The sequence below is a fragment of the Arthrobacter sp. ISL-85 genome, assembly GCF_018613675.1.
Lineage (GTDB): Bacteria > Actinomycetota > Actinomycetes > Actinomycetales > Micrococcaceae > Arthrobacter.
In genome coordinates this window covers 191,513-210,901 of sequence record NZ_JAGGPQ010000007.1, presented here as the reverse complement: position 1 = coordinate 210,901, position 19,389 = coordinate 191,513, and the positions used below count along the sequence as shown (strand labels likewise).

Sequence of the window (19,389 nt, the reverse complement as noted above, 5' to 3'; positions counted from 1 at the left end):
ACACACCCGGCACCACCCAAACCAACGTTCAGGATCGCTCCGGAGCAACTTTTCAAACTTACCCGACCCCGCCCAGCTTTGCAAACCACGTCTCCGCAATCCAAAACCCACCAGAATCAGCCCCCACCCAACAACAACACACGAAACCGCGCGCCATATTCCAGGCCGTTCAAAAAAAGGGGGGTTGGCCGCTATCTTTCCGCATCAGCGGCGGCGACTCAGAAAACAATACCCGCACACCACCCCCACCGCAAATCGGGTCTTCCAGCTGGAGGATCCGCAGGATGTAGGGCCAGGAATGGCCATCCCGCGCTCCGGGCACCACCCGCCGTCGTAATTGGCATGTGTGGTCTCCGGCACAGGCGAACTGCTCAGTTGCCAGCTCGTTGTCCTGCGCACGATGCCAGGAGGCTCGGGACGAAACCGTCCTACACACCCCTGGAGATGGTCACAGCCGCTACCGGTGTCGCAGCCACCGCAAAGTAGCCTGCGCGAACACCTCCACCAACCGCCGCCAGCTCTGTCGGAAGGTGGACGTGACCCTCCCGAAGGTCCGGACGTCCCGATTCCAAAGACCCTTTTTCCGCACCTGGTCCGGCGCTAGTCTGGGCGTCATCCATTACGTCCAGGAGGCAACCATGCGCGCAGCAGAACCAATGACTGAAACCGAGCGGATCCATCGTGTCTCGGAAAACCTCCTAAGCCAGCTGTCGAGAGGCAGGGAATGGGCTACGCCGGGTGTTCAGGTTGCGCTCGAGCGGGCGGTGGCCGGGCTGGATGCAGGCATTGAGACAGCCTCCCCACGCCTCCAGGCCCTTCTTCGGCGGTTGTCTGCTGAACTTGCCGGCGGTGTAGAGACGCTCACGCCCCGGATCCAGGATCAGCTGAAGCGCGTCGCGCCGAAAGCGGCTGCACCTGCCCCGGTCCAGGCTCGCTGGCGCGCACCCAGGGTGTGGTTGTGGATCCTCGGCCTCACGGGCCTCGCGGCCGGGGCCGCAGTTTGGCGCTCCATGAAGACGTCCAAGGAAAAGCCGGCCCCGTCAAGTGAACAAGAGACGGGCCGCACTGATCCCAACGTCGATGCAGACCTCACCGCTGGACGAATGTAGGAGCGTTGAATCTGAAATGAGACGAGCCGCGGAGCCCTCCCCAAGAACGGGGAAGTTTCCGCGGCTCGCCTTAGTATCGCCTCAGTTGGCTACTTTTCGCAGGCAACTCCATCGCCATCACGGTCAAGAGCGGAGCTGTATCCTGCCTGTCCCCTGTACAGGGGCGCGGCGCCGGCATTCTTCGCAGCGGTGCAGTTGGCGTAGTACGCCGCCGCCGGCGCCTTGACGGGCGCTTGGACAGGCGCCTGCGCCGGAGCTTGAGCGGCCTGCCGGGCTGCCGCGTCGCGGGCAGCTTGATCAGCGGCAGCCTGATCAGCGGCAGCCTTTGCAGCCGCCGCCTGGTCTGCGACGGCCTTATCGGCGGCGGCTTTGTCCGCAGCAGCCTTCGCTGCGGCGGCCTGATCGGCCGCCACCTTGGCCGCCGCCGCCTTATCCGCGGCGGCCTTCTCCGCCGCCACGTCATCGAGGCTCTTGACGCCAAGATGCACTGTGGAGCCCTTCGCTGCCTTTGCACCGGCGGCAGGGTCCTGCGAGGTCACCTGCCAGTTCTTCTTGGCCATGATCGTTTTGCCGTGGTCCGTGTCCGCGGCCTCAACGTCGAATCCCAGGCCCTCCAACTGGTCTGTGGCCTTGTCGAGGGCCAGGCCCGTCACACCGGGAACAGCGACAGTTTCGGTTACTTGCGAGACGGCGGTTGCTGTCGCCGTGGCAGCGGCCGACGGCTGCGTTGCTGCCTGCTTAGCGCCGCAGCCCGTCAGCATGAGGCCGGTCAGCACAGCCAGAACCAGGGACGTCTTCATCCTGCCAATTGCAGGAACGCTGGTTTCTTTCATTTTTCCCCCTAGGAATGCAGTGATGGTGGTAAAAATCGTGGGCCGGAAAACCGGACCTGTGCGTGCCTACTCGCAGGCGATGCCGTCGTGGTCGCGGTCCAGTTCCGGTCGGTAGCCGGCCTGCCCCGCATAGAGCGGCGCAGCCCCGGCAGCCCTCGCTGCCGTGCAGTTGGCGTAGTAGGCGGCAGCAGGTGCAGGTGCGGCAGGAACAGGCACCACTGGCGCGGGCGCAACAGGCACCGGGGCGGCCGGAGCAGGAGCAGGCGCGGGCGCCGGGACGGGTGCAGGAACCGGGGCGGGAGCAACCGCTGCAGGTGCAGGCGCGGGCGCAACAGGAGCCGGAGCCTGCTGGTTGGTCGGCGCCAGCTGCCCGGCGCAGTCGCCAAGGATCCCGGCCATGGCGTCGTGTTCGGCCTGGGTGACCCACAGCCCGTAGGTGGCCTTTACGGAAATCTGGCGCGCGACGTACTCGCACCGGAAGCCCTTGTTCGGCGGCAACCAGGTGGCCGCGTCGCCGTCGCCCTTCTTGACGTTCGTGGGCCCATCCGTCGCTTGCAGGTTCAGCGGATCATTGGCGAACGCCGTCCGCTGCTCCGGGGTCAACTGCTGCGCCCCCTTCTGCCAGGCGTCACTGAGCGCCACCACATGGTCGATCTGCACGGCGCTGCTGGTAGCCGAGCCCCGGACAAAGCTGATGGTGGTGCCGGTGTAAGGATCGGCCAGGGTGCCGGACTGCACCTTGCACGGCACACTGTTCGTGTACGCAATGCCGGTGAGGTCGCGCTTGAGGATGTCGTTGCGGGTGTCGCAGCCGTTCTTGTCCACGTCCGCCCACGCCTGGCCAAACCGTGCCCGGTCATACCCCGTCTTTGGCGTCCGGCCCTTGATGGGAAGGGCGGCCAGCAGGTCCAGAGCCTTTGTGGCGTAGGCAGGCTGCGCGTTGGGTGCTGTGGCAGTGGTGCCGGCGGCAAGGACGTACGGGGTCTCCGGATCCAGCGGTTCCCCGGTGTCCTGCGCCGTGGGAGTTGGGGTGGACGACGGCGACGCTTTGGCTGTTGGAGCCGGGCTCGCCTGCGTGGGCACTGCCTTGGCAGTGCTCGCCGAAGATGCCGCGGCCAGGTCCGCGCTGGCAACGTGCGGCAGGGCTACAGCACCACCGATGAAGATCGCCAGCGATGCGGCGATCGCAACGGCGCCGGCCTTCCGCTTTGCAGGCAGCCAGACCCAGGAGCGCCGCCCGGTGAGCAGGACATACAGTCCAGTGAGGCCAAGCGACATGGCGAGGACAACCAAGGCGCCGCCGATTCCTCCGCTCACTGCTGCGAAGACCATAAACAACGCGGTAATAGCGCCAACAATGAAGGTTGAAAAACGTGGTTTCCGCGGCGGCTCCGGCGTCGGCGCGGAAGGAACAAACCCAAAGCGGGTTTCGTAATTAGACATTCTTTCCCCATTTACAGGAGGCCCGGAAAACGGTGCCCCCGCATGTGCCGGGCCTGCTGCTAAGCCCAGCAAAATTCATCGTTGTCGAGCCTATGCTCAATCCCGGACCGTATAACTTGCCCTTCGCGATCCTCGGCCAACATTCAGGCAGTCTTGATGCAATCCTGAGGAAATAACGTCGCACTCGGTTTCAAGGCTTAATAACTTGTGGCGGGGCAGGCCAGTCGGACCGGATTCCTGAGAGCCATTCCTTTGGAAGGATGCCCGAAGATAGAGTGGCGTGCATGCAGATGCGCCTCGAGGTTGTACAGGTCCCCGTTTCCGACGTCGACAAGTCCAAAGCGTTTTACACGGACAAGCTGGGCTTCGTCCTGGACCACGATGTGGAACACATTCCGGGCATGCGCGTGGTCCAGCTGACTCCCCCGGGCTCCGCCACATCGGTGGTAATCGGCACTGGAATGACCACCATGACTCCCGGCAGCCTTGAAGGGCTGCAGCTGGTGGTTCCCGACATCGCCGAAGTTCGAACCGAGCTGGTAAAGCGCGGCGCGGACATAAGCGAGGTCCAGGACCTGGGCGGCGTTTTGTTCGCCTACTTCAGCGATCCTGACGGCAACCGCTGGGTCATGCAGGGCCAGACCTCACAGGAACTCCGGGACTCGCACAGCTCGTAGGAGAACAGCTCGCGTCCCCGGGCGCGGTCTTAGTCCCCTCAGGGAACCGGGGACCGCCCTTATCCGCACCTTGGGATCGGCAGGCACTGGAGCAGTTTCAGCGGTGATACCGGCGGGCAGGACAAAGGCGACAGTCAGGACAACGCCTGCACCACGCAGCCATACGCCGTCGTACTCATAGCCGGACACAACGGCACGCCCGGGGTCGCTTTCGGCATAAACGACCGTGACGCTGGTCCCCACCACAGGATGCTGGTCGTGGTCCACGGCCGCGAAAGTCCGCCGCGCCACCCCGTCCGCCGCCGTGTGCTCGACCCTGATCCTGCGCTCGGAAGCCTTGGTGACGTCGTTTAAGTGAATGATCGTTCCGCTGGTCTGCGCCCAGTCACGGCCCCCATTGTGCCGGAGGTGTCATCAAAGCCACACCTCCATCCATTGCCTGCGGCAACCAAGCGGAGCATAATAGTTAGCAGAACTAATTAGCATTGCTAATAACCGCCGTGAGGAGGCGCACCCGCCTAGATGTCCCCCACCCAGACGAAAAGCCAGAACCAGAACCACGCGAAGAACCAGGCAACCGCAGACCCCGCCGCCCCGGACACCTTGGCCATCGACCTCCGCACCGCCGTGATGCGCACGTCCCGCCGGCTCCGCGTCGAGGCAACCGGCGAAATCATCACCCCCGGCCAGTACACGGTGCTGGCCTTGCTGAACGGCAGCGGCCCCAGCACGCTGCGGGACCTCGCCAAGAGTGAGCACGTCCAGGCGCCGTCCATGACCAGGATCGTCAACGCGCTGGCCGACCAAGGCTTCGTCACCAGGAGCGCAGACCCCGACGACGGCCGCCAGGTCCGCGTGGACATCACCGATGCCGGCCGGACGGTTTTGGCGGAGGCGCGGAGCCAGCGCACCGCTTGGCTCGCCCAACGCGTGGCGGGCCTCAGCGAGGAAGACCGGCGCACCCTTAGCCGCGCGGCCCGCATCATGCAGGAAATGAGCGGCCGATGAGTGCGATGTTCCGGGCCCTCGAAAACCCCAACTACCGCATCTGGGCCAGCGGCGCCATCGTCTCCAACATCGGCACCTGGATGCAGCGCGTGGCCCAGGACTGGCTGGTCCTCACCGTTCTCACCGATCACTCAGGTGCCGCGGTCGGCCTCACCACCGGCCTGCAGTTCCTGCCCATGCTGCTGTTCGGCCCCTACGGCGGAGTACTGGCGGACCGTTACCGCAAGCGCATCATCCTCATGTGGACGCAGCTTGCCATGGGGCTCACGGGCCTTGCCATCGGGCTCCTGGTGGTCACCGGATCCGCCCAGCTGTGGCATGCATATGTGGCCGCGTTCTGCCTGGGGATGGCAAGCGCTGTTGACGCGCCCGCGCGCCAGGCCTTTGTTTCCGAGCTGGTGGGCCAGGAGAACATTTCCAACGCGGTGGCACTGAACTCTGCATCCTTCAACACCGCCCGGCTCACCGGCCCCGCCATCGCCGGCGTACTCATCGCGTGGGTAGGTACCGGCCCGGTATTCCTCCTCAACGCCGCGAGCTTCGCTGCCGTCCTGGTCTCACTCTTCCGCATCCGCACCACCCAGCCTGCCCCCGCGCGGAAGGGAGAGCGGAACAAGCACCAGGTGGCCGAGGGCATCCGGTATGTGCGGCGCCGGCCGGACCTGATGCTGATCATGGTCCTGGTGGGCATCCTCGGCGCGTTCGGCATGAACTTCCCCGTCATCAATTCGCTGATGGCCACCACCGAATTCAGCATGGGACCCAGCGAATTCGGACTCCTCGGCTCGATCATGGCCGTTGGCACCCTGGCAGGCGCACTCCTGGCGGCGCGCCGTTCGGGCCCCCGGTTGCGGTTCCTGCTGGGCGGGGCGCTGGGACTGGGAATCTTCACCATCCTGGGCAGCGTCGCGCCAACCTTCTGGGTGTACGCGGCCGTCCTGGTTCCCGTAGGCCTGGCGTCCATCACCTTCCTGAACAGCTGCAACACCAGCATCCAGCTCTCCGTGGAGCCGCAGTTCCGCGGCCGCGTACTGGCCCTGTACCTGGCCATCCTCCAGGGCGGCACCGCCATAGGTTCGCCGCTGGTCGGCTGGATCGGCAGCGAGTTCGGCGCCCGGTGGTCGGTCGCAGTGGGCGGCTTCGTGGTGCTGCTCGCAGGTATCGTCGCCGTGGTTGCCGTCACCAGGCGGAACCGGCTCACCCTCCGCGGCGCGGTCCGCCTGGCCCTGGACAGGCGCGAACCCGCCGTCTGAGACGGCTCTGCCGGAAACAGCCGACGGCGGCGCGAAAGCAGGTGCCACCGGCTTTACGGCCGCGGCGCCTGGTTCACGATGTCCACCGAGATTTCCAGCACGGGTATTGTTCCCCGGTTCTCCAGCCAGTGCGTGGTGTGCCGGTCCTCCTGCCAGCCCACACCGGGCCCGTACTCGCTGACGGCGCCATCCCGATGCTCGGTGATTGTCCCCTGCAGGACGTAAACGGTCCCGGGCCGGCCTTTATGGTCATGGAGTGGGCCGAAGACACCACCGGGATCGATGGTGATCATCCGCATCCGCAGCTGCCGGCCGTCCATGCCGTCAATCTCGCCGGAAAGGTCAACCGTTGCCAGTAACTCCACTGAGACGCCCTTCGTCTCCGGCACCGCTTCTTCCCCGCCCATGGCCTTCCTTTCTTGTGGGGCACCTATAGAGGACCGCTGACGACGGCGGCGCCGGCCTGCCGCTGCCACGCACCCGGGTGCGGGTGCCTGGAGGCGGCGGGTACCGGCGTCGCGCTTTGGATGATGCGCCCTGCAGGAGCAGGTGGTGTCCGGTCAGCGCGGCAGGGAGGAGATGTTGAGGATGTTCCCTTCGCTGTCGAGGAACCATGCCGCTTGGCCCATACCCTCCATCGACGCGATGCCGTTCTCAGTCTTCAGGCCAGGCATGTCGTAGTCTTCGAAAACGACGCCCCGGGCACGGAGTTCGTCCACATCCCGCTGCACGTCATCGGTTCCCCAACCTATCTGCGTGTTCCTGGCCGAACCTGCGTTGTCCGTCTGGTAAATCAGGAACGCGGTTCCCTTCCCGCACCGGTAGACCAAACCGCCGTCGGCCATATTTGGCTCAGGCTCAAGCCCGAGCTTGTCCCGGTAAAACTCCCTCGCCCGGTCGATGTCCTTCGCAGGCAATACAGCCATGACTTCCAGGTCTTTAAGCATGACAACAATTCTCCTTGCGCAATCGATGATGGCGACGCTCTCCCCCTAAAGGGTCCGGCCGTCCCCCGCCGGGCCTCGTGGCCGTCCTTCCCGCCGACTGCCGGGGCGGCCGCCTGGACCCCCTCATCCGCGGTGGCAGCAGCCATCGGCGCGGGGTTTCCCGAAGTCTACGAGGCCATTATGGAACTGATCTTTCGCGCATGGAATAGGGGTATTTAAACAGGGTAGGCCCCGTAAGTCCGGCTCATTTACGGGCCACCGACACAGCCCGGCGCAGGGCCCTGCCCGCCACCGCCACCAGCGGCACCAGGCAGACCAGCATCACTACCGTGTTGGGGCGGAAGGCTGGCTTGCCGTTCACGGTGTGGTAGATGCCGAGCGGGACAACGAAGCCGCCGCCTCCTCCGCCCGAAGCCCCGTCCTCCGATTCCGTGCCGCCGCCGAAGCCGAAGGACACCAGCGCGACGGGCACGATTTCCTCCCCGCCCAGGTTTACCGGGGTTCCGTAGGCGCGGGTGACGCCCATGTTCTTAAAGGAGTCCGCAAGGGACGCGAGAGTGTCAGCCATGGCTTTACCTTAGGGACTGGGCAGTCCGGGGAGAAGGCCCATAAGTCCCGCCGTCGGCCATTCCCCTACTTGCGGATCTCGGCGATCCGCAGCCGGACAATGTCCTCCACCACGTCATCAGGAACAGGGTGGCCGGCGGTGAAGCGGATGGTCCCCTTGGACAGCGAGTACCCCTCCAGCCGGTCCGCCACCGCCTCAACCACGGCGCCCGAGAACGGAAAGATGGAAAGGTGCTTGGCCGCGGCCACGGCCGCCACCACGGGCTTTCCATCCAATTTTAAAGCGGGCATGCCGTAGCTCATACCCTCTGTGGCGTCGGGAACCAAGGACCGGGCAATGTCCACCACATGCTGCAGGCAGCCGCGGTCCGGTTCACCTAACTTGGCCAAAGCATCGTCGACGATGCCCATGGGAGCCTCAGCTCTTCCGGGCCGCCACAGCGGAGGCCAGTGAAGAGAGCCCCCGCTCGAAGTCGCCGCCCACCATTTTGTCCATATTCATGAACAGGGCGAACACCCTGCCGATGCCTTTATTTTCTCCGGTCATGCGCCAGGTCACCTCCGTGCCGGTGTCCACCGGGGTGAAGCTGAACGTGGTGGGGTTCAGCGCTTTGAAGGGTTTGGTGAACTGCAGGCGGATCCGGATCAGGCTGGCCGGTATGGATTCGGTGATCTCCATGGTGCCGCTGCCGGCCTTCCGGTTCCCGCTCCACTCATAACCCGCGCCTGCCCCGGATTCGCTGCCGGAGTAATGGCGGCTCATGCCTGGATCGATCGTCTCCCATGGGGACCACGCGGTCCACTCATGGAAGTTGTTGACCAGCGGAAAGATCTCTTCTGCGGGGGCGGGGATGACGGCGCTGCGGCGGACTTCAAAAGTGGACATGGCCCCAGCATAGGGGCGGATGCCCGCTCGGTTAAGGGCTGCCGTCAGGGCAGGACCACATTCACCGGCTCCTTGCCCTCGAGCAGCAGCCCAATCTGCTTCCTGACCAGCCGGACCATCCGCGGGAACATGGCCGAACTGGCACCGCCCACGTGCGGGGTGATGAGCACGCCGGGGGTGGTCCACAGCGGGTGGCCTGCCGGGAGTGGTTCCGGATCCGTCACATCCAGGGCGGCCCGGAGCCGTCCCGTTGAGGTTTCGGCCAGCAAAGCGTCCGTGTCCGCCACGGGGCCGCGGGCCACATTGACCAGGAGGGCGCCGTCGGGCATGGCCGCCAGGAATTTTGCGTCCACCAGCTGCTGGGTCTTCTCGCTCAGCGGAACACTGACCACAACGATCTCGTGCAGCGGCAACTGCTCGTAGAGCGAGTCGATTCCGTAGATGGTTCCACGGTCATCCTGCCGGGCACGGCTGGCCATCCGGGTGACCCCGGTTTCGAAGGGCAGGAGCCGGGCCTCGATGGCCTTGCCCACTCCCCCATAGCCCACCAGCAGCACGCGCCGGTCGGCCAGGCTGGGGCGCGGGGTGTTGTCCCATGTTCCCGTTTCCTGGTTTTGGACGAAATCAGGGATGCCGCGCTGGGACGCCACCATCATGCCCACGGCGAGCTCCGCCGTCGACGTTTCATGGACTCCGGCCGCGTTTGCGAAGGTGACCCCTGCGGGCAGAACTTCGGCGACGCCGTCGTACCCGATGGACTGGCTCTGCACCAGGCCCACATCAACGCCCTCCAGTGCGCCGAGCGCCGTGGGTTTGCCCATGTAGCCGGGCACCAGGAGGTCCAACCGGCCCTCCGGTGCGGGGCCGGTCAGGTCCCACAGGACAAAGTCGACGCCGTCAATGGGCGCGAGTGCGTCCAGCAGGTTTTGGGCGGGCAGGCAGACGCGCAGCGGGGCGTTCACGCAGCGACCATCAGCTTCACGTTGGCGGGACAGCAGGTGCTCATGGGTGTCTCCAGTATTCCGGGTCCGGCATATTCACAGCGGGCGTTGAAGTTCCGTAAACCAACTTACCCTTCAACGCTTGCCGTACAGATTTTTCGACCCGCAACACGGCACAAGAGGCGGCCTGTCACGTCTGTGACAGGTCCTTCAATCCTGTAAATTTAAGGGAGGAATTGTCCGGCCAGCGAGCCGCTTTCCAACCCCACCCTTTGAATGGACGCTCCCCCATGTCTTCCGCGATTTCCGCGCCGTCCCGTTTTCCTTATGCCGCGATGGTGGTCCTGGCCACCATCGCGTTTACCGCCATCACCACCGAACTCCTCCCGTCCGGGCTGCTGCCGCAGATCAGTACCGGCCTTGGGGTCTCCGAGCCGGTGGCCGGTTACCTTGCCGCGGCCTACGCCGCCGTCATTGTGGTCACGGTGGTCCCGGCGGCACGGCTGCTGGGGAAGATCCCGCGGCATGCCCTGCTGGTGGGGCTGGTGCTGACCTTTGCGCTCAGCAACGCGCTGGTGGGACTGGCACCGGATTTCACCTCAGCGATGATCGCCCGGCTGGTGGGCGGGCTGGCGCACGGACTCCTCTGGACCACCATGGCGCCGTTCGTATCCCGCGTGGTCCCGGCGGACAAAGTGGGCAAGGCCCTGGCCATCGTGTTCAGCGGCAACAGCCTGGGCCTGGCCATTGGCGCCCCGGTGGGGACGGCCCTGGGCGGATTCCTGGGCTGGCGGGCCGCGTTCCTGGTGCTCGCCGGGTTCGGTGTGCTCCTGACCGTGCTCGCGTTTTGGCTGCTCCCCCGTGTCCGGCGCATTACCGACGCCGCCCGGCCGTCCCTCCGCAAGGCGATCCGCCAGCCGGGTGTGAAATCCGTGGCCGTCGCCTGGCCGCTGCTGGTCCTGGCCCATTTCGCCCTGTTCACCTACATTGCACCCTTCATCCGTGAGGCGGACCTCCCGGACTACGCCACCAGCCTCTCCCTCACCGTGCTCGGCGGGTCTGGCCTGCTGGGCATTTGGATTGCGGGACTCACCGTGGATTCGCGCCCCCGCCGTTCGCTGCTGATCACGACGGCGGCCATCGCCGCATCGATGTTCCTCCTGCCACTCGCAGTGGGGAGCCTGCCCATGGCCCTGGTGCTGATGACCATTTGGGGAGCCGGCCTGGGCGCCATCGGAATCTACAACCAGTCCGCGATCCTCCGGGCGGGCGGGGAGTACAGCGAGGCCGCGAACGGGCTCACGGTCCTGACCATCCAGCTGGGCATCACCATCGGCGCGCTCTACGGCTCGGCGGCCCTGGTGGTAGGCGGCCCGCTGCTGGTGCCGGCCGCAGCAGCGGTCCCCGTGGTTGCCGCGTTCGTGATCACCCTCGCGGGCAAGAGGTATGCCTACCCGCCCGGCCGGCGGGAACGTATCTGGCTGGAACCCCGCCCCGTGACGGACAAAGTCCAGGACCCCGCCTAACCTGAGGTCCGGCAGGATTTCAGTTCCGGTACTTGGCCACCGTGAACAGGAACGTGGAGTCCTCGTCGGCATGAAGGCTGTGCAGGCCGGGCGGGACGATCAGCAGGTCGCCGGCCTTGCCCTGCCAGGACTCGCCGCCGGCCTTGAGGCTGACGCAGCCCTGGATTACGAAGACCGTCGCATCGCCGGGGTTCTGGTGCTCGCTCAATTGGGTTCCGGCCTTCATGGCCATCACGGACTGCCGGAGGATCTTTTCGTGGCCGCCGTACACCGTGTCCGCAGCGCGGCCGTTAGTGGAGGCCACCGCCGCCTCGAGCTGCTGCCGGGCCAGCGCGTCGATCGATATCTTCTGCATGCGCCCAAGGCTACCCATCGGTTGACATCCTGGCGACCAATTCCGCCGCGACCGCGGACGTTCCACGGCAGTACACCGATTTTCGGACCCCGGCAGAAGCTTGATAGAGGTTAACAGATGCTAGACGTCCTGAATCCTGCCCTGCCCTTCATCGCCATGGCCCTGGCGGTGGTGGCCGGCCTTGCCCTGTCCTGGCTGCTCCGCAAGACCGTCCTGAGGCTCAACCGGAAACGGCCCGAGCTGCAGGCCACCTCCCGGGTGGCCCGCCAGCCGCTGCGGCTGGCACTGTGCCTGGTGGGCGTCCGGGCCGCGCTGGCACTGACTGCCGGCGGGGAAAGCTGGCACGCCGGCGTCGACCATCTCCTGCTGCTTGCCATGATCGGCGCGTTGGCATGGCTGGCCATCGCGGTCCTGCTGATCGTCGAGGCGGTGGTGCTGACCCGGCACAGCGTGGACGTGGCGGACAACCGGAGGGCGCGGAGGCTGCGCACGCAGATGATCCTGGCCCGCCGGATCGCCGTGGCGCTGGTGGTGGTGCTCGCCGTCGGCACGGCAATGCTGACCTTCCCCGCCATCCAGGCACTGGGGGCCGGGCTGCTGGCGTCCGCGGGCGTGATCTCCATCGTGGCAGGCCTTGCCGCGCAGACGTCCCTGGTCAATGTCTTTGCAGGCATGCAGCTGGCGTTCACCGACGCCATCCGCGTGGATGACGTGGTGGTTGTCCTGAAGGAATGGGGCAGGATCGAGGAGATCACCCTGACCTACGTGGTGGTCCATCTTTGGGACGACCGCCGGCTGATCCTGCCCTCCACCTACTTCACCACCACCCCCTTCGAGAACTGGACGCGCCGCCAGTCAGAAGTGATGGGCACAGTGGAGTTCGACCTCGACTGGCGTGCCCCGGTGGAGGACATGCGCGCCGAGCTCCGGCGGGCCCTGGCCGGTACCGAGTTGTGGGATGAGCGCGTCGGCGTCCTGCAGATTACGGATGCCACCGGAGGCTTTGTCCGCGTCCGCATCCTGGTCAGCGCGGCGGACAGCGCCGCACTCTTCGACCTGCGCTGCCTGGTCCGCGAAACCATGGTCACGTTCCTCCAGCAGAACCATCCGCAGGCGTTGCCGCACCAGCGCTGGGCCCAGGCAGCGGACGACGGCGGCACGGCCACCCGGCGCAAGGCACCACTGCGGGGGATGGGTTCGCCCGGGCCGGCGGCTGCTTCCCTGGCGGACCCGCACGAATCCCAGCTGTTCACCGGCTCCATCGAGGCCGTGGAACGTTCTCGCGCCTTCACCGGGCCGGGCGATGAGGTGTTTGAGGAGCGGGACCGGAACCTGGCCTCCAGGAACTGACCGGAAACCCTTGATAGGTGACCATTTAGTCACCTATCATTAAGGCATGGACGACGTGTTCAAAGCACTCTCCGACCCCACCCGCAGGGACCTGCTCGATGAGCTGTTCCGCGAGGACGGTCAGAGCCTGAGTGCGCTTGAAGCACGGTTCAGCATGTCCCGGTTCGGGATCGCCAAGCACCTCCGCATCCTGGAGGACGCAGGACTCGTGGTGAGCCGCCGTCGGGGACGGGAAAAGCTGCACTTCCTGAATCCGGTCCCCATCCGCCTGGTCCACGACCGCTGGGTCAGCAAATACGCACAGCCATGGGCCGCTGCCCTCAGCGACCTCAAATCCAGATTGGAAAGTCCCATGGAAAAGATCTTCGAGATTTACATCAAGACCACGCCCGAACGGCTCTGGGAAGCCATCACGGACAGCGATATCCGCAGCAAGTACCAGTTCGGCAATACGCTCGAGGCAGACTGGACGCCCGGCGGCCGCTTCGAAATGGGCAATCCGAAGGCAGGGCAGATCCTCGGCGAAGGCGAGAACCTGGAAGTGGACCCGCCGCGACGGCTGGTCCAGACCATGCGCGCCTTGTGGGGCGAGGACGTCAAGGCCGAGGGCACGTCCAGGATCACCTGGGAAATCGAACCCGTGGGCGATTCCTGCCACCTCACCGTCACCCATAGCGACCTGCGCGAGGGCGCCAACGAACAGCTCTACGGCGGCTGGCCGATGATCCTCTCCGGCCTGAAGACCTGGCTGGAAACCGGCGAAAAGCTCACCACGCCGGGGTCCCTGATGTACACATAACACCAGGGGCACGACGGCGGCCGCCCCCTTTGGTGGGACGGCCGCGGTCGCGTGAGGTCCTTCGGGTCCTACGGCTTGGGGATGCGGACGATGACCGGGCCGGGACGGTCCGGCGACAGCGTCACCTTGAGTGCACCGTCGCGCGCCTCGACGGTTCCGCCGGCACCTTCCATCGAGGCCTGCGCCAAGGAGAGCTTGTCCGCGTCCAGCTTCAAAGTGGCCTCGGCACCCCCGGCAAGCGCATCAACGAAGGCTACGATTTCCGAGCCCCGGTCCACCCATCGGACCCAGCTGTCCTCGTCGTTGCCTGCCGGGGCGTCTTCAAGCGGACGGGCCCCCACCAGGTACTGCTTGGCCGTGGTCATCCAGCGGCCGAGGTCGGTCAGGGCCTGGCGCTGGATTTCCGGGATGGTGCCGTCCGCCCGCGGGCCGACGTTCAACAGGAAGTGGCCGCCGCGGGAGACCACGTCTGTCAGGTGGCGGGCCAACTGCTGGCCGGTCAACGATTGCTCCGGACCTTCCACCTGGTTGTAGCCGAAGGAGAATCCGATGCCCCTGCAGTTCTCCCACTCGGATTCGGACTCGTGCTCCCGGGCGGCTTCATACTCGCTGGTGGCATAGTCCTTGTGGGTGTCGCCCCAACGGTCGTTCACCACACCCTGTGGGTTGATCGAATAGAAGTGCTCGAACAACTTTCCGAGCCCGTGCTCGCCAAAGTGCTTGCCGGCGTCGGGCCATTCAATGTCGTTCCACAGGACATCTGGCCGGTATTTGTCCACCAGGTCCACCACATGGTTGTAGGCGTATTCGGCGTAGCCGGCGTCCTTGGGGCGGGAAGTGTCGTGGACACTTTCGCTGGTGACGTGCGGCGGGAAGGGGCGCACATGCCAGTCCAATCCGCCGGAATAGTACAGGCCCAGCTTCAGGCCCTTGTCATCCACGGCCCGGGCGATTTCGCCGATCAGGTCCCTGCGCGGTCCGCGGTGGACCGTGTTCCGCTCCCCTGTTCCCGGAGCGTCCCAGAGCGCAATGCCGTCATGGTGCTTCGTGGTCGGAACCACGTAATCGGCACCGGCAAATTTGAACAGCTCCACCCAGTCCGCCGGATCAAACTGTTCTGCCTTCCATTGGTCCAGGAAGGCGTCGTAGTCCTCGCCTCCGAAGACATCCTGGTGGTGCTGCTGCGCGGGGCTGCCGTCAATGCGGATGGTGTTGTAGTACCACTCCGCGTAGGGGTTGTGCGTAAACCACTCCCGGTCCTCGATGGTGCCCAGGGCGCCGATGGGTTCCGCCCAGGCGGGGACCGAGTACGCACCCCAGTGGATGAAGATGCCGAAGGGCGCGTTCTGGAACCACTCAGGGACGGGCCGGGACAGCTGGTTCCATTCTTCAGGGGTGGCCGTAGCGTCGCTCATGCTGCACTGCTCCAATTCTTGTGATCTGTCGTTCTTGGATTTGGGATTGCTCGGGGGTATGGGGAGATCTGGGCACGGGACCGTCAGCGGCCGCCGAAGCCGCCCATGCTGACACCCTTGACCAGCTGGCGCTGCAGGAGGATTACCACCAACAGGCTGGGGATCACAGCTACGGTGGCGGCGGCCATCAGTGGCCCCCAGTCAGTTCCGCGTTCGCCGGAGAACATGGACAGGCCGAGCGGAATCGTGGCCTGCGAGACGTCATTGATGACGATCAGGGGCCACAGGAAGCTGCTCCAGTAATCGATGAAGCTAAAGACAGCCACCACCGCGAGCGGTGCGCGGACCAGCGGCAGGATGACGCTCCACAGGATCCGGATGGAGCCGGCGCCGTCGATCCGGGCGGCTTCTTCGAATTCGACCGGGAGGGAGAGCAGGAACTGCCGGATCAGGAAGGCCCCGAAAGCCCCGAAAGCGAACGGAACGATGAGCGCCGGAAGCGAATTTATCAATTCCAGCTTGTTCATCATGATGTAGAGCGGGATGACCAGGACTTCCTGCGGCAGCACCAGCGTGCCAAGGAAAACAAGGAACAGCTTGTCGCGATGCTTGAACTGCAGCCGTGCGAAGGCATACGCGGACAGCAGTGACACCACGGTGGTCAGGGCCGCGCCGGCAATGGACACCAGGAAGCTGTTGGCGATGACCTGCGCGAAGGGAATGGCAGTCCATGCAGCAACATAGTTGGACCATTCGATGCGGGAAGCCAGGAAGCTTGCACCGGTGGAGAAGACCTCGGATGTCGGCTTCAGGGAGGTGGCGACCATCCAGAGGAACGGAAAGAAGAAGACAAGGCCCGCAAGGATTATGGCAAGCCTGCTGACGTAGGTGCCCGGCCGCATCTTCCTGCGGCGTGCCGGGGGTTGGCGTTTCAGGGCGCTGGCGTTCGGAGCGGCGCCCTTGGCCATGGTCTCAGTTGTCATAGTTGACCAACCTCTTCTGCTGGGAGAACTGCAGTGCGGTGATAAGCATGACGATCACAAAGAGCGCCCACGCCAGGGCCGATGCGTAGCCGAGCTTGTCGAAGGAAAAACCGTTGCGGTACAGGTAGAGCACGATGGTATTGGTGGATTCACCAGGGCCGCCCAGAGTGAGCAGGTATGGCTGGGTGAAGACCTTGAAGGATCCAATGATGGTCATCACCGTGCAGAAGAAGAGCGACGGCGACAGCATCGGCAATACCACCCGGAAGAAACGTTGCCACGCTCCCGCACCGTCAATGCGGGCTGCTTCCAGCAGGTTGGGCGAGATCCCGTTGAGCCCCGCGCCGAGGACGATGATGTTGTAGCCGACGCCCTGCCACACGGACATGGCAATCAGCGAGCCCATGGCCAACTGGCTGTCACTGAGCCAGGACGGGCCGGCAATGCCGAAGTTGGCCAGGAAGCTGTTCACGACGCCGTCATCGGTAAGCATCAGCCGCCACACCAGCGCGTTTGCCACCATCGGCGTCACAACCGGGACGAAGAAGAGGACGCGGAAGAATGGGCCCCAGCTCCCCAGGCTGTGCAGCCAGGTTGACAAACCCAGCGCCAGGACGAGGTTGAGCACCGTGTAGCAGACCGCGAAGAACAGCGTGTTGCCCAGGACTGTCCAGAACACGGGATCGCCGCTGAGCATCCGGATGTAGTTGTCCAGCCCCACGAATTTCGGCGTGCCGAACAGTGGCCAGTCGAACAGGCTGATCACCAGGGAGGCAATGAGCGGCACCACGATAAAGATGAAGAACCCAAGCATCCCTGGGGCGAGATACAGCGCGGCGAGCTTTCCGTGGCCGGTAACTCCGGCGGGCTTCTTTGCGTTCTTTACGGCTAGCGTCGGTAAGGCAGTCATCGTTGACCTATTCCATGAGCGGGGCGGCTCCGGGCGGGGAACGTGCCCCGGGAGGATTACTTGGCTGAGTTCGTGATGGTGGAGAGAATGTCCTGGGCGGACTTGCTGCCCCGGAAACCCTCACTGGAGTACTGGCTGAAGGTTGTTTCCACCTGGTTCCAGCTCGGGGTGGTGACCAACGGCCGGCCGCTCGCCAGGAGGGCCTTCACTACCTCAACGTCGGCCGCGGGCTTGGTTCCGGCCCAGTCCTTCAGGGCGGATTCCACGGAAGGCACGGTCCCGCGCGCTGCCCCGACCGCCCCGACTACCTCGGGAGTGGTGATCTTCATGATGTTCTTGAATGCCGCCTCCTTATCCTTGCAGGACGCGGCAATGGCGAAAGCGGAACCCTGGATCATGCCGATGCTGTCCCCCGATTTTGAGGGGACGACGGCGATGCCGACCTTGCCCTGTGTCTTGGTGGTCAGCGTGTCGTACATCCAGGGGCCGTCGATGATCATTGCGGCCTTGCCGCTCATGAACTGCTGTTCCGGAACGTCGGTGCCGTCGGACGATTGCGGAGCTGTGCCCACTTTCTCCTTCGCGGCCAAGTCAAAGGCGAACTGCTGATCCGCTACAAGGCCGCTGTTCGTTAGATCCAGCTTCCCGTCCTTGACGGGCTCATTGCCGTCGGCGAAGGCCATGGGAAGCCCGGGGCCGGAACCAAAGCCCGGCGGAATCGCCAGGCCGGAAACGCCGTCCTTGGTCAGGGCCTTCAAATCCGAGGCAAACTGGCTGGTGGTGTACTTGGTGCCGGGCTCTTTCACACCTGCCGCCGCCAGCAGGTCCTTGTTGTAATAGAGCACCACGGGCTCGGCGTCGTAGGGGATGCCACGGAGGGTGCCGTCCACGGTCAGGCCGTCAATCATTGCCTTGTTGTACATGGATATGTCGATGTTGTTGCTCTTGGCGAGGTCGTCCAGCGGAACCGTGAGGTCCTTGAGCTCCTGCGCCCGGGCCGCCTGCGTGGTGATGATGCACGGCGCCCCGGAACTGGACAGCCTGGTCTTCACCTTGGTCCAGTAATCATTGAAGCTCGGGCCTTCCAGCGTGAGGTTGAACGCCGGATCCTTTTTCTTGGCCGCGTCCACGAACGCCTGCCATTGGGCGCGGTCATTCTCATTGGTGATCCACGTGTACATCGAGGAGGCTTCCTTGCCCCCGTCCGATGACGAACCTGCGCTTGACCCGCAAGCGCTCAAGGTTCCGGCAGCGAGGGCTGCCACAGCTGCCGCTGTCAGCAGTCGGTGAGTAACGCGGTTGTTCGACACGATCAACGTCCTTTCATGGCTGGGGACGAGGGTTGCCGGCGACGTACTCGTGGCCTGACGGTTGTGATGTGCGCAACCCTCGCCCCAACAGAATGAACCCGGAGATCTCGGTAAGTCAAGGAATCATCAGATCTTTATTCGAAAATCTGAACCAAAAGGCCTTTTTAGTCGAGCTGTTAAGGCTTTTTCAGCAACAAGATCAGACGAATCGCGGCTAAATCGCGCTTTCCCCACGACCGGGTACAGCCGCCGGGCTCCCCACCTGCCCGTCAAGGTCCGGTTCAGGGATGGCCGTCACGTAGTCCTCCACCGCGTACAGGTGGTTGGCCATCCGCGTCCTGGCCCGGTCCACGTCATGGCGGCGCAGCGCCTCCAGAATGCCGAGGTGTTCGCGATGCGTAGCCAGCAGGCCCTCGTTGTCATGGATGGACCGCCACATGCGCCCCCTGACGGTGTTCGTGGATACGGTCTCGATCAACGCGGACAGCACGTGGTTGGCGGACGCCTCGGCGATTAACCGGTGAAACTCCAAGTCGCACTGCATCGCCGCTTCATGCTGGACAGGGGCCGCATGGATCGCCGAATGGGCGCGCTCGAGGATGAGTTCAGCCTGGTCCAGCTGGTCTTTCCCAATGCAGATGGCCGCCGCGGCAGCCGCCTCAGTCTCCAACGCCCTGCGGACCGTATGGACCTGGTTCGCCCGTTCGCCGTCCTGCAGGCCCACCCAGAATTCCATGGCGGACAGGAGGGCTGCCGGTTCCAGCCTGGTCACGAAAGTTCCGGCCCCTTGCCTGGTTTCCAGGATGCCCATGGTGGAGAGGGCGCGCACACCCTCCCGGAGTGAGCCCCGTGATACCTGCAGCTCTGCGGCCAGGTCCTTCTCGATCGGCAGGCGGTCCCCGGGCCGGAGCCGGCGGGAGGACAGCATCCGCTTCACGCCCGTGATCACCACATCGGTCTGGGACATAGAACCATTGGGTGCGCCGTTGACCATCGCTACTGCCCTTCATTGTGTTCGTCAGCGGGTTCCCGCCACGAAAATCCACTTTCATCTGATGTATTGCTTGGAAAAAGCAT

21 protein-coding genes and 1 pseudogene are annotated in these 19,389 nt (G+C 64.7%); 7 read left to right on the top strand and 15 right to left on the bottom strand.

Annotation, left to right across the window (positions count from 1 at the left end; all coding sequences use genetic code 11):
• Positions 1–638 precede the first annotated feature (638 nt).
• Complete coding sequence (locus J7I84_RS06680) at positions 639–1,109, top strand: hypothetical protein (protein ID WP_214942324.1); 471 nt, start codon at positions 639–641, stop codon at positions 1,107–1,109.
• A gap of 89 nt (positions 1,110–1,198) precedes the next feature.
• On the opposite strand, the gene J7I84_RS06675 is transcribed toward J7I84_RS06680, so the two are convergent.
• Both J7I84_RS06675 and J7I84_RS06670 read right to left on the bottom strand, forming a co-directional pair.
• Positions 1,199–1,942 carry an excalibur calcium-binding domain-containing protein gene (locus tag J7I84_RS06675; protein ID WP_251046200.1) on the bottom strand — a complete coding sequence of 248 codons (744 nt, stop codon included), beginning with the start codon at positions 1,940–1,942 and terminating at the stop codon, positions 1,199–1,201.
• Between the two features lie 66 nt (positions 1,943–2,008).
• Entirely contained in the window at positions 2,009–3,385 is a 1,377-nt protein-coding gene (locus J7I84_RS06670) for a DUF1524 domain-containing protein (protein ID WP_214942321.1), read from the bottom strand.
• A 284-nt stretch (positions 3,386–3,669) separates the two neighbouring features.
• On the opposite strand from J7I84_RS06670, the gene J7I84_RS06665 reads away from it, so the two are divergent.
• Positions 3,670–4,062 (top strand): VOC family protein, encoded by a 393-nt coding sequence (locus J7I84_RS06665; protein WP_214942318.1) that lies wholly within the window; start codon positions 3,670–3,672, stop codon positions 4,060–4,062.
• Here the strand turns inward: J7I84_RS06665 and J7I84_RS22000 are convergent.
• Positions 4,030–4,440, bottom strand: a pseudogene (locus tag J7I84_RS22000) (DUF3592 domain-containing protein); the annotation flags it as partial. The gene J7I84_RS06665 and the pseudogene J7I84_RS22000 sit on opposite strands and share 33 nt — an antisense overlap.
• Positions 4,441–4,584: 144 nt before the next feature.
• On the opposite strand from J7I84_RS22000, the gene J7I84_RS06660 reads away from it, so the two are divergent.
• Together J7I84_RS06660 and J7I84_RS06655 are read left to right on the top strand one after the other, a co-directional pair.
• Positions 4,585–5,070 (top strand): MarR family winged helix-turn-helix transcriptional regulator, encoded by a 486-nt coding sequence (locus J7I84_RS06660; protein WP_214942315.1) that lies wholly within the window; start codon positions 4,585–4,587, stop codon positions 5,068–5,070.
• On the top strand, positions 5,067–6,323 hold the full coding sequence (locus J7I84_RS06655; protein WP_214942312.1) for an MFS transporter: 1,257 nt from the start codon (positions 5,067–5,069) through the stop codon (positions 6,321–6,323). The genes J7I84_RS06660 and J7I84_RS06655 overlap by 4 nt, the downstream gene beginning before the upstream one ends.
• 53 nt (positions 6,324–6,376) lie before the next feature.
• Here J7I84_RS06655 and J7I84_RS06650 read toward each other — a convergent pair whose 3' ends face one another.
• From J7I84_RS06650 to J7I84_RS06625, 6 genes are all read right to left on the bottom strand, one after another.
• The gene (locus J7I84_RS06650) at positions 6,377–6,730 is read right to left on the bottom strand and encodes a cupin domain-containing protein (RefSeq protein ID WP_214942309.1); all 354 of its coding nucleotides are present in this window, start codon (positions 6,728–6,730) and stop codon (positions 6,377–6,379) included.
• 153 nt (positions 6,731–6,883) lie between these two features.
• A complete protein-coding gene (locus J7I84_RS06645; protein ID WP_214942306.1) occupies positions 6,884–7,270 on the bottom strand; it encodes a VOC family protein in 387 nt (128 codons plus the stop codon).
• A 244-nt stretch (positions 7,271–7,514) separates the two neighbouring features.
• Positions 7,515–7,838 carry a hypothetical protein gene (locus J7I84_RS06640; RefSeq protein ID WP_214942303.1) on the bottom strand — a complete coding sequence of 108 codons (324 nt, stop codon included), beginning with the start codon at positions 7,836–7,838 and terminating at the stop codon, positions 7,515–7,517.
• 65 nt (positions 7,839–7,903) lie between these two features.
• Positions 7,904–8,248 carry an iron chaperone gene (locus J7I84_RS06635; RefSeq protein ID WP_214942300.1) on the bottom strand — a complete coding sequence of 115 codons (345 nt, stop codon included), beginning with the start codon at positions 8,246–8,248 and terminating at the stop codon, positions 7,904–7,906.
• A 7-nt stretch (positions 8,249–8,255) separates the two neighbouring features.
• On the bottom strand, positions 8,256–8,723 hold the full coding sequence (locus J7I84_RS06630) for an SRPBCC family protein (RefSeq protein WP_214942297.1): 468 nt from the start codon (positions 8,721–8,723) through the stop codon (positions 8,256–8,258).
• 44 nt (positions 8,724–8,767) lie between these two features.
• Complete coding sequence (locus tag J7I84_RS06625) at positions 8,768–9,685, bottom strand: 2-hydroxyacid dehydrogenase (RefSeq protein ID WP_214942294.1); 918 nt, start codon at positions 9,683–9,685, stop codon at positions 8,768–8,770.
• A gap of 269 nt (positions 9,686–9,954) precedes the next feature.
• On the opposite strand from J7I84_RS06625, the gene J7I84_RS06620 reads away from it, so the two are divergent.
• Positions 9,955–11,190, top strand: coding sequence for an MFS transporter (locus J7I84_RS06620; protein ID WP_214942291.1), 1,236 nt, complete (start codon positions 9,955–9,957; stop codon positions 11,188–11,190).
• A 19-nt stretch (positions 11,191–11,209) separates the two neighbouring features.
• Here J7I84_RS06620 and J7I84_RS06615 read toward each other — a convergent pair whose 3' ends face one another.
• Positions 11,210–11,545, bottom strand: a complete 336-nt coding sequence (locus J7I84_RS06615) for a cupin domain-containing protein (protein WP_214942288.1) — start codon at positions 11,543–11,545, stop codon at positions 11,210–11,212.
• A 117-nt stretch (positions 11,546–11,662) separates the two neighbouring features.
• Between J7I84_RS06615 and J7I84_RS06610 the strand changes: the two genes are divergently transcribed.
• Both J7I84_RS06610 and J7I84_RS06605 read left to right on the top strand, forming a co-directional pair.
• Positions 11,663–12,895, top strand: a complete 1,233-nt coding sequence (locus tag J7I84_RS06610) for a mechanosensitive ion channel family protein (protein WP_251046199.1) — start codon at positions 11,663–11,665, stop codon at positions 12,893–12,895.
• A gap of 46 nt (positions 12,896–12,941) precedes the next feature.
• Positions 12,942–13,694 (top strand): metalloregulator ArsR/SmtB family transcription factor, encoded by a 753-nt coding sequence (locus J7I84_RS06605; protein WP_214942285.1) that lies wholly within the window; start codon positions 12,942–12,944, stop codon positions 13,692–13,694.
• 68 nt (positions 13,695–13,762) lie between these two features.
• Here J7I84_RS06605 and J7I84_RS06600 read toward each other — a convergent pair whose 3' ends face one another.
• The 5 genes from J7I84_RS06600 to J7I84_RS06580 form a co-directional block, all read right to left on the bottom strand.
• Positions 13,763–15,109: an alpha-L-fucosidase gene (locus J7I84_RS06600; protein WP_214942282.1), complete on the bottom strand. Its 1,347-nt coding sequence runs from the start codon at positions 15,107–15,109 to the stop codon at positions 13,763–13,765.
• Positions 15,110–15,192: 83 nt separating this feature from the next.
• A complete protein-coding gene (locus J7I84_RS06595; protein ID WP_214942279.1) occupies positions 15,193–16,092 on the bottom strand; it encodes a carbohydrate ABC transporter permease in 900 nt (299 codons plus the stop codon).
• On the bottom strand, positions 16,082–17,002 hold the full coding sequence (locus tag J7I84_RS06590; protein WP_251046198.1) for a carbohydrate ABC transporter permease: 921 nt from the start codon (positions 17,000–17,002) through the stop codon (positions 16,082–16,084). Before J7I84_RS06590 ends, J7I84_RS06595 begins: the two co-directional genes overlap by 11 nt.
• A 56-nt stretch (positions 17,003–17,058) precedes the next feature.
• A complete protein-coding gene (locus J7I84_RS06585) occupies positions 17,059–18,312 on the bottom strand; it encodes an extracellular solute-binding protein (protein WP_311381084.1) in 1,254 nt (417 codons plus the stop codon).
• Between the two features lie 214 nt (positions 18,313–18,526).
• Positions 18,527–19,279 carry a FadR/GntR family transcriptional regulator gene (locus tag J7I84_RS06580; RefSeq protein WP_251046197.1) on the bottom strand — a complete coding sequence of 251 codons (753 nt, stop codon included), beginning with the start codon at positions 19,277–19,279 and terminating at the stop codon, positions 18,527–18,529.
• Positions 19,280–19,389 lie beyond the last annotated feature (110 nt).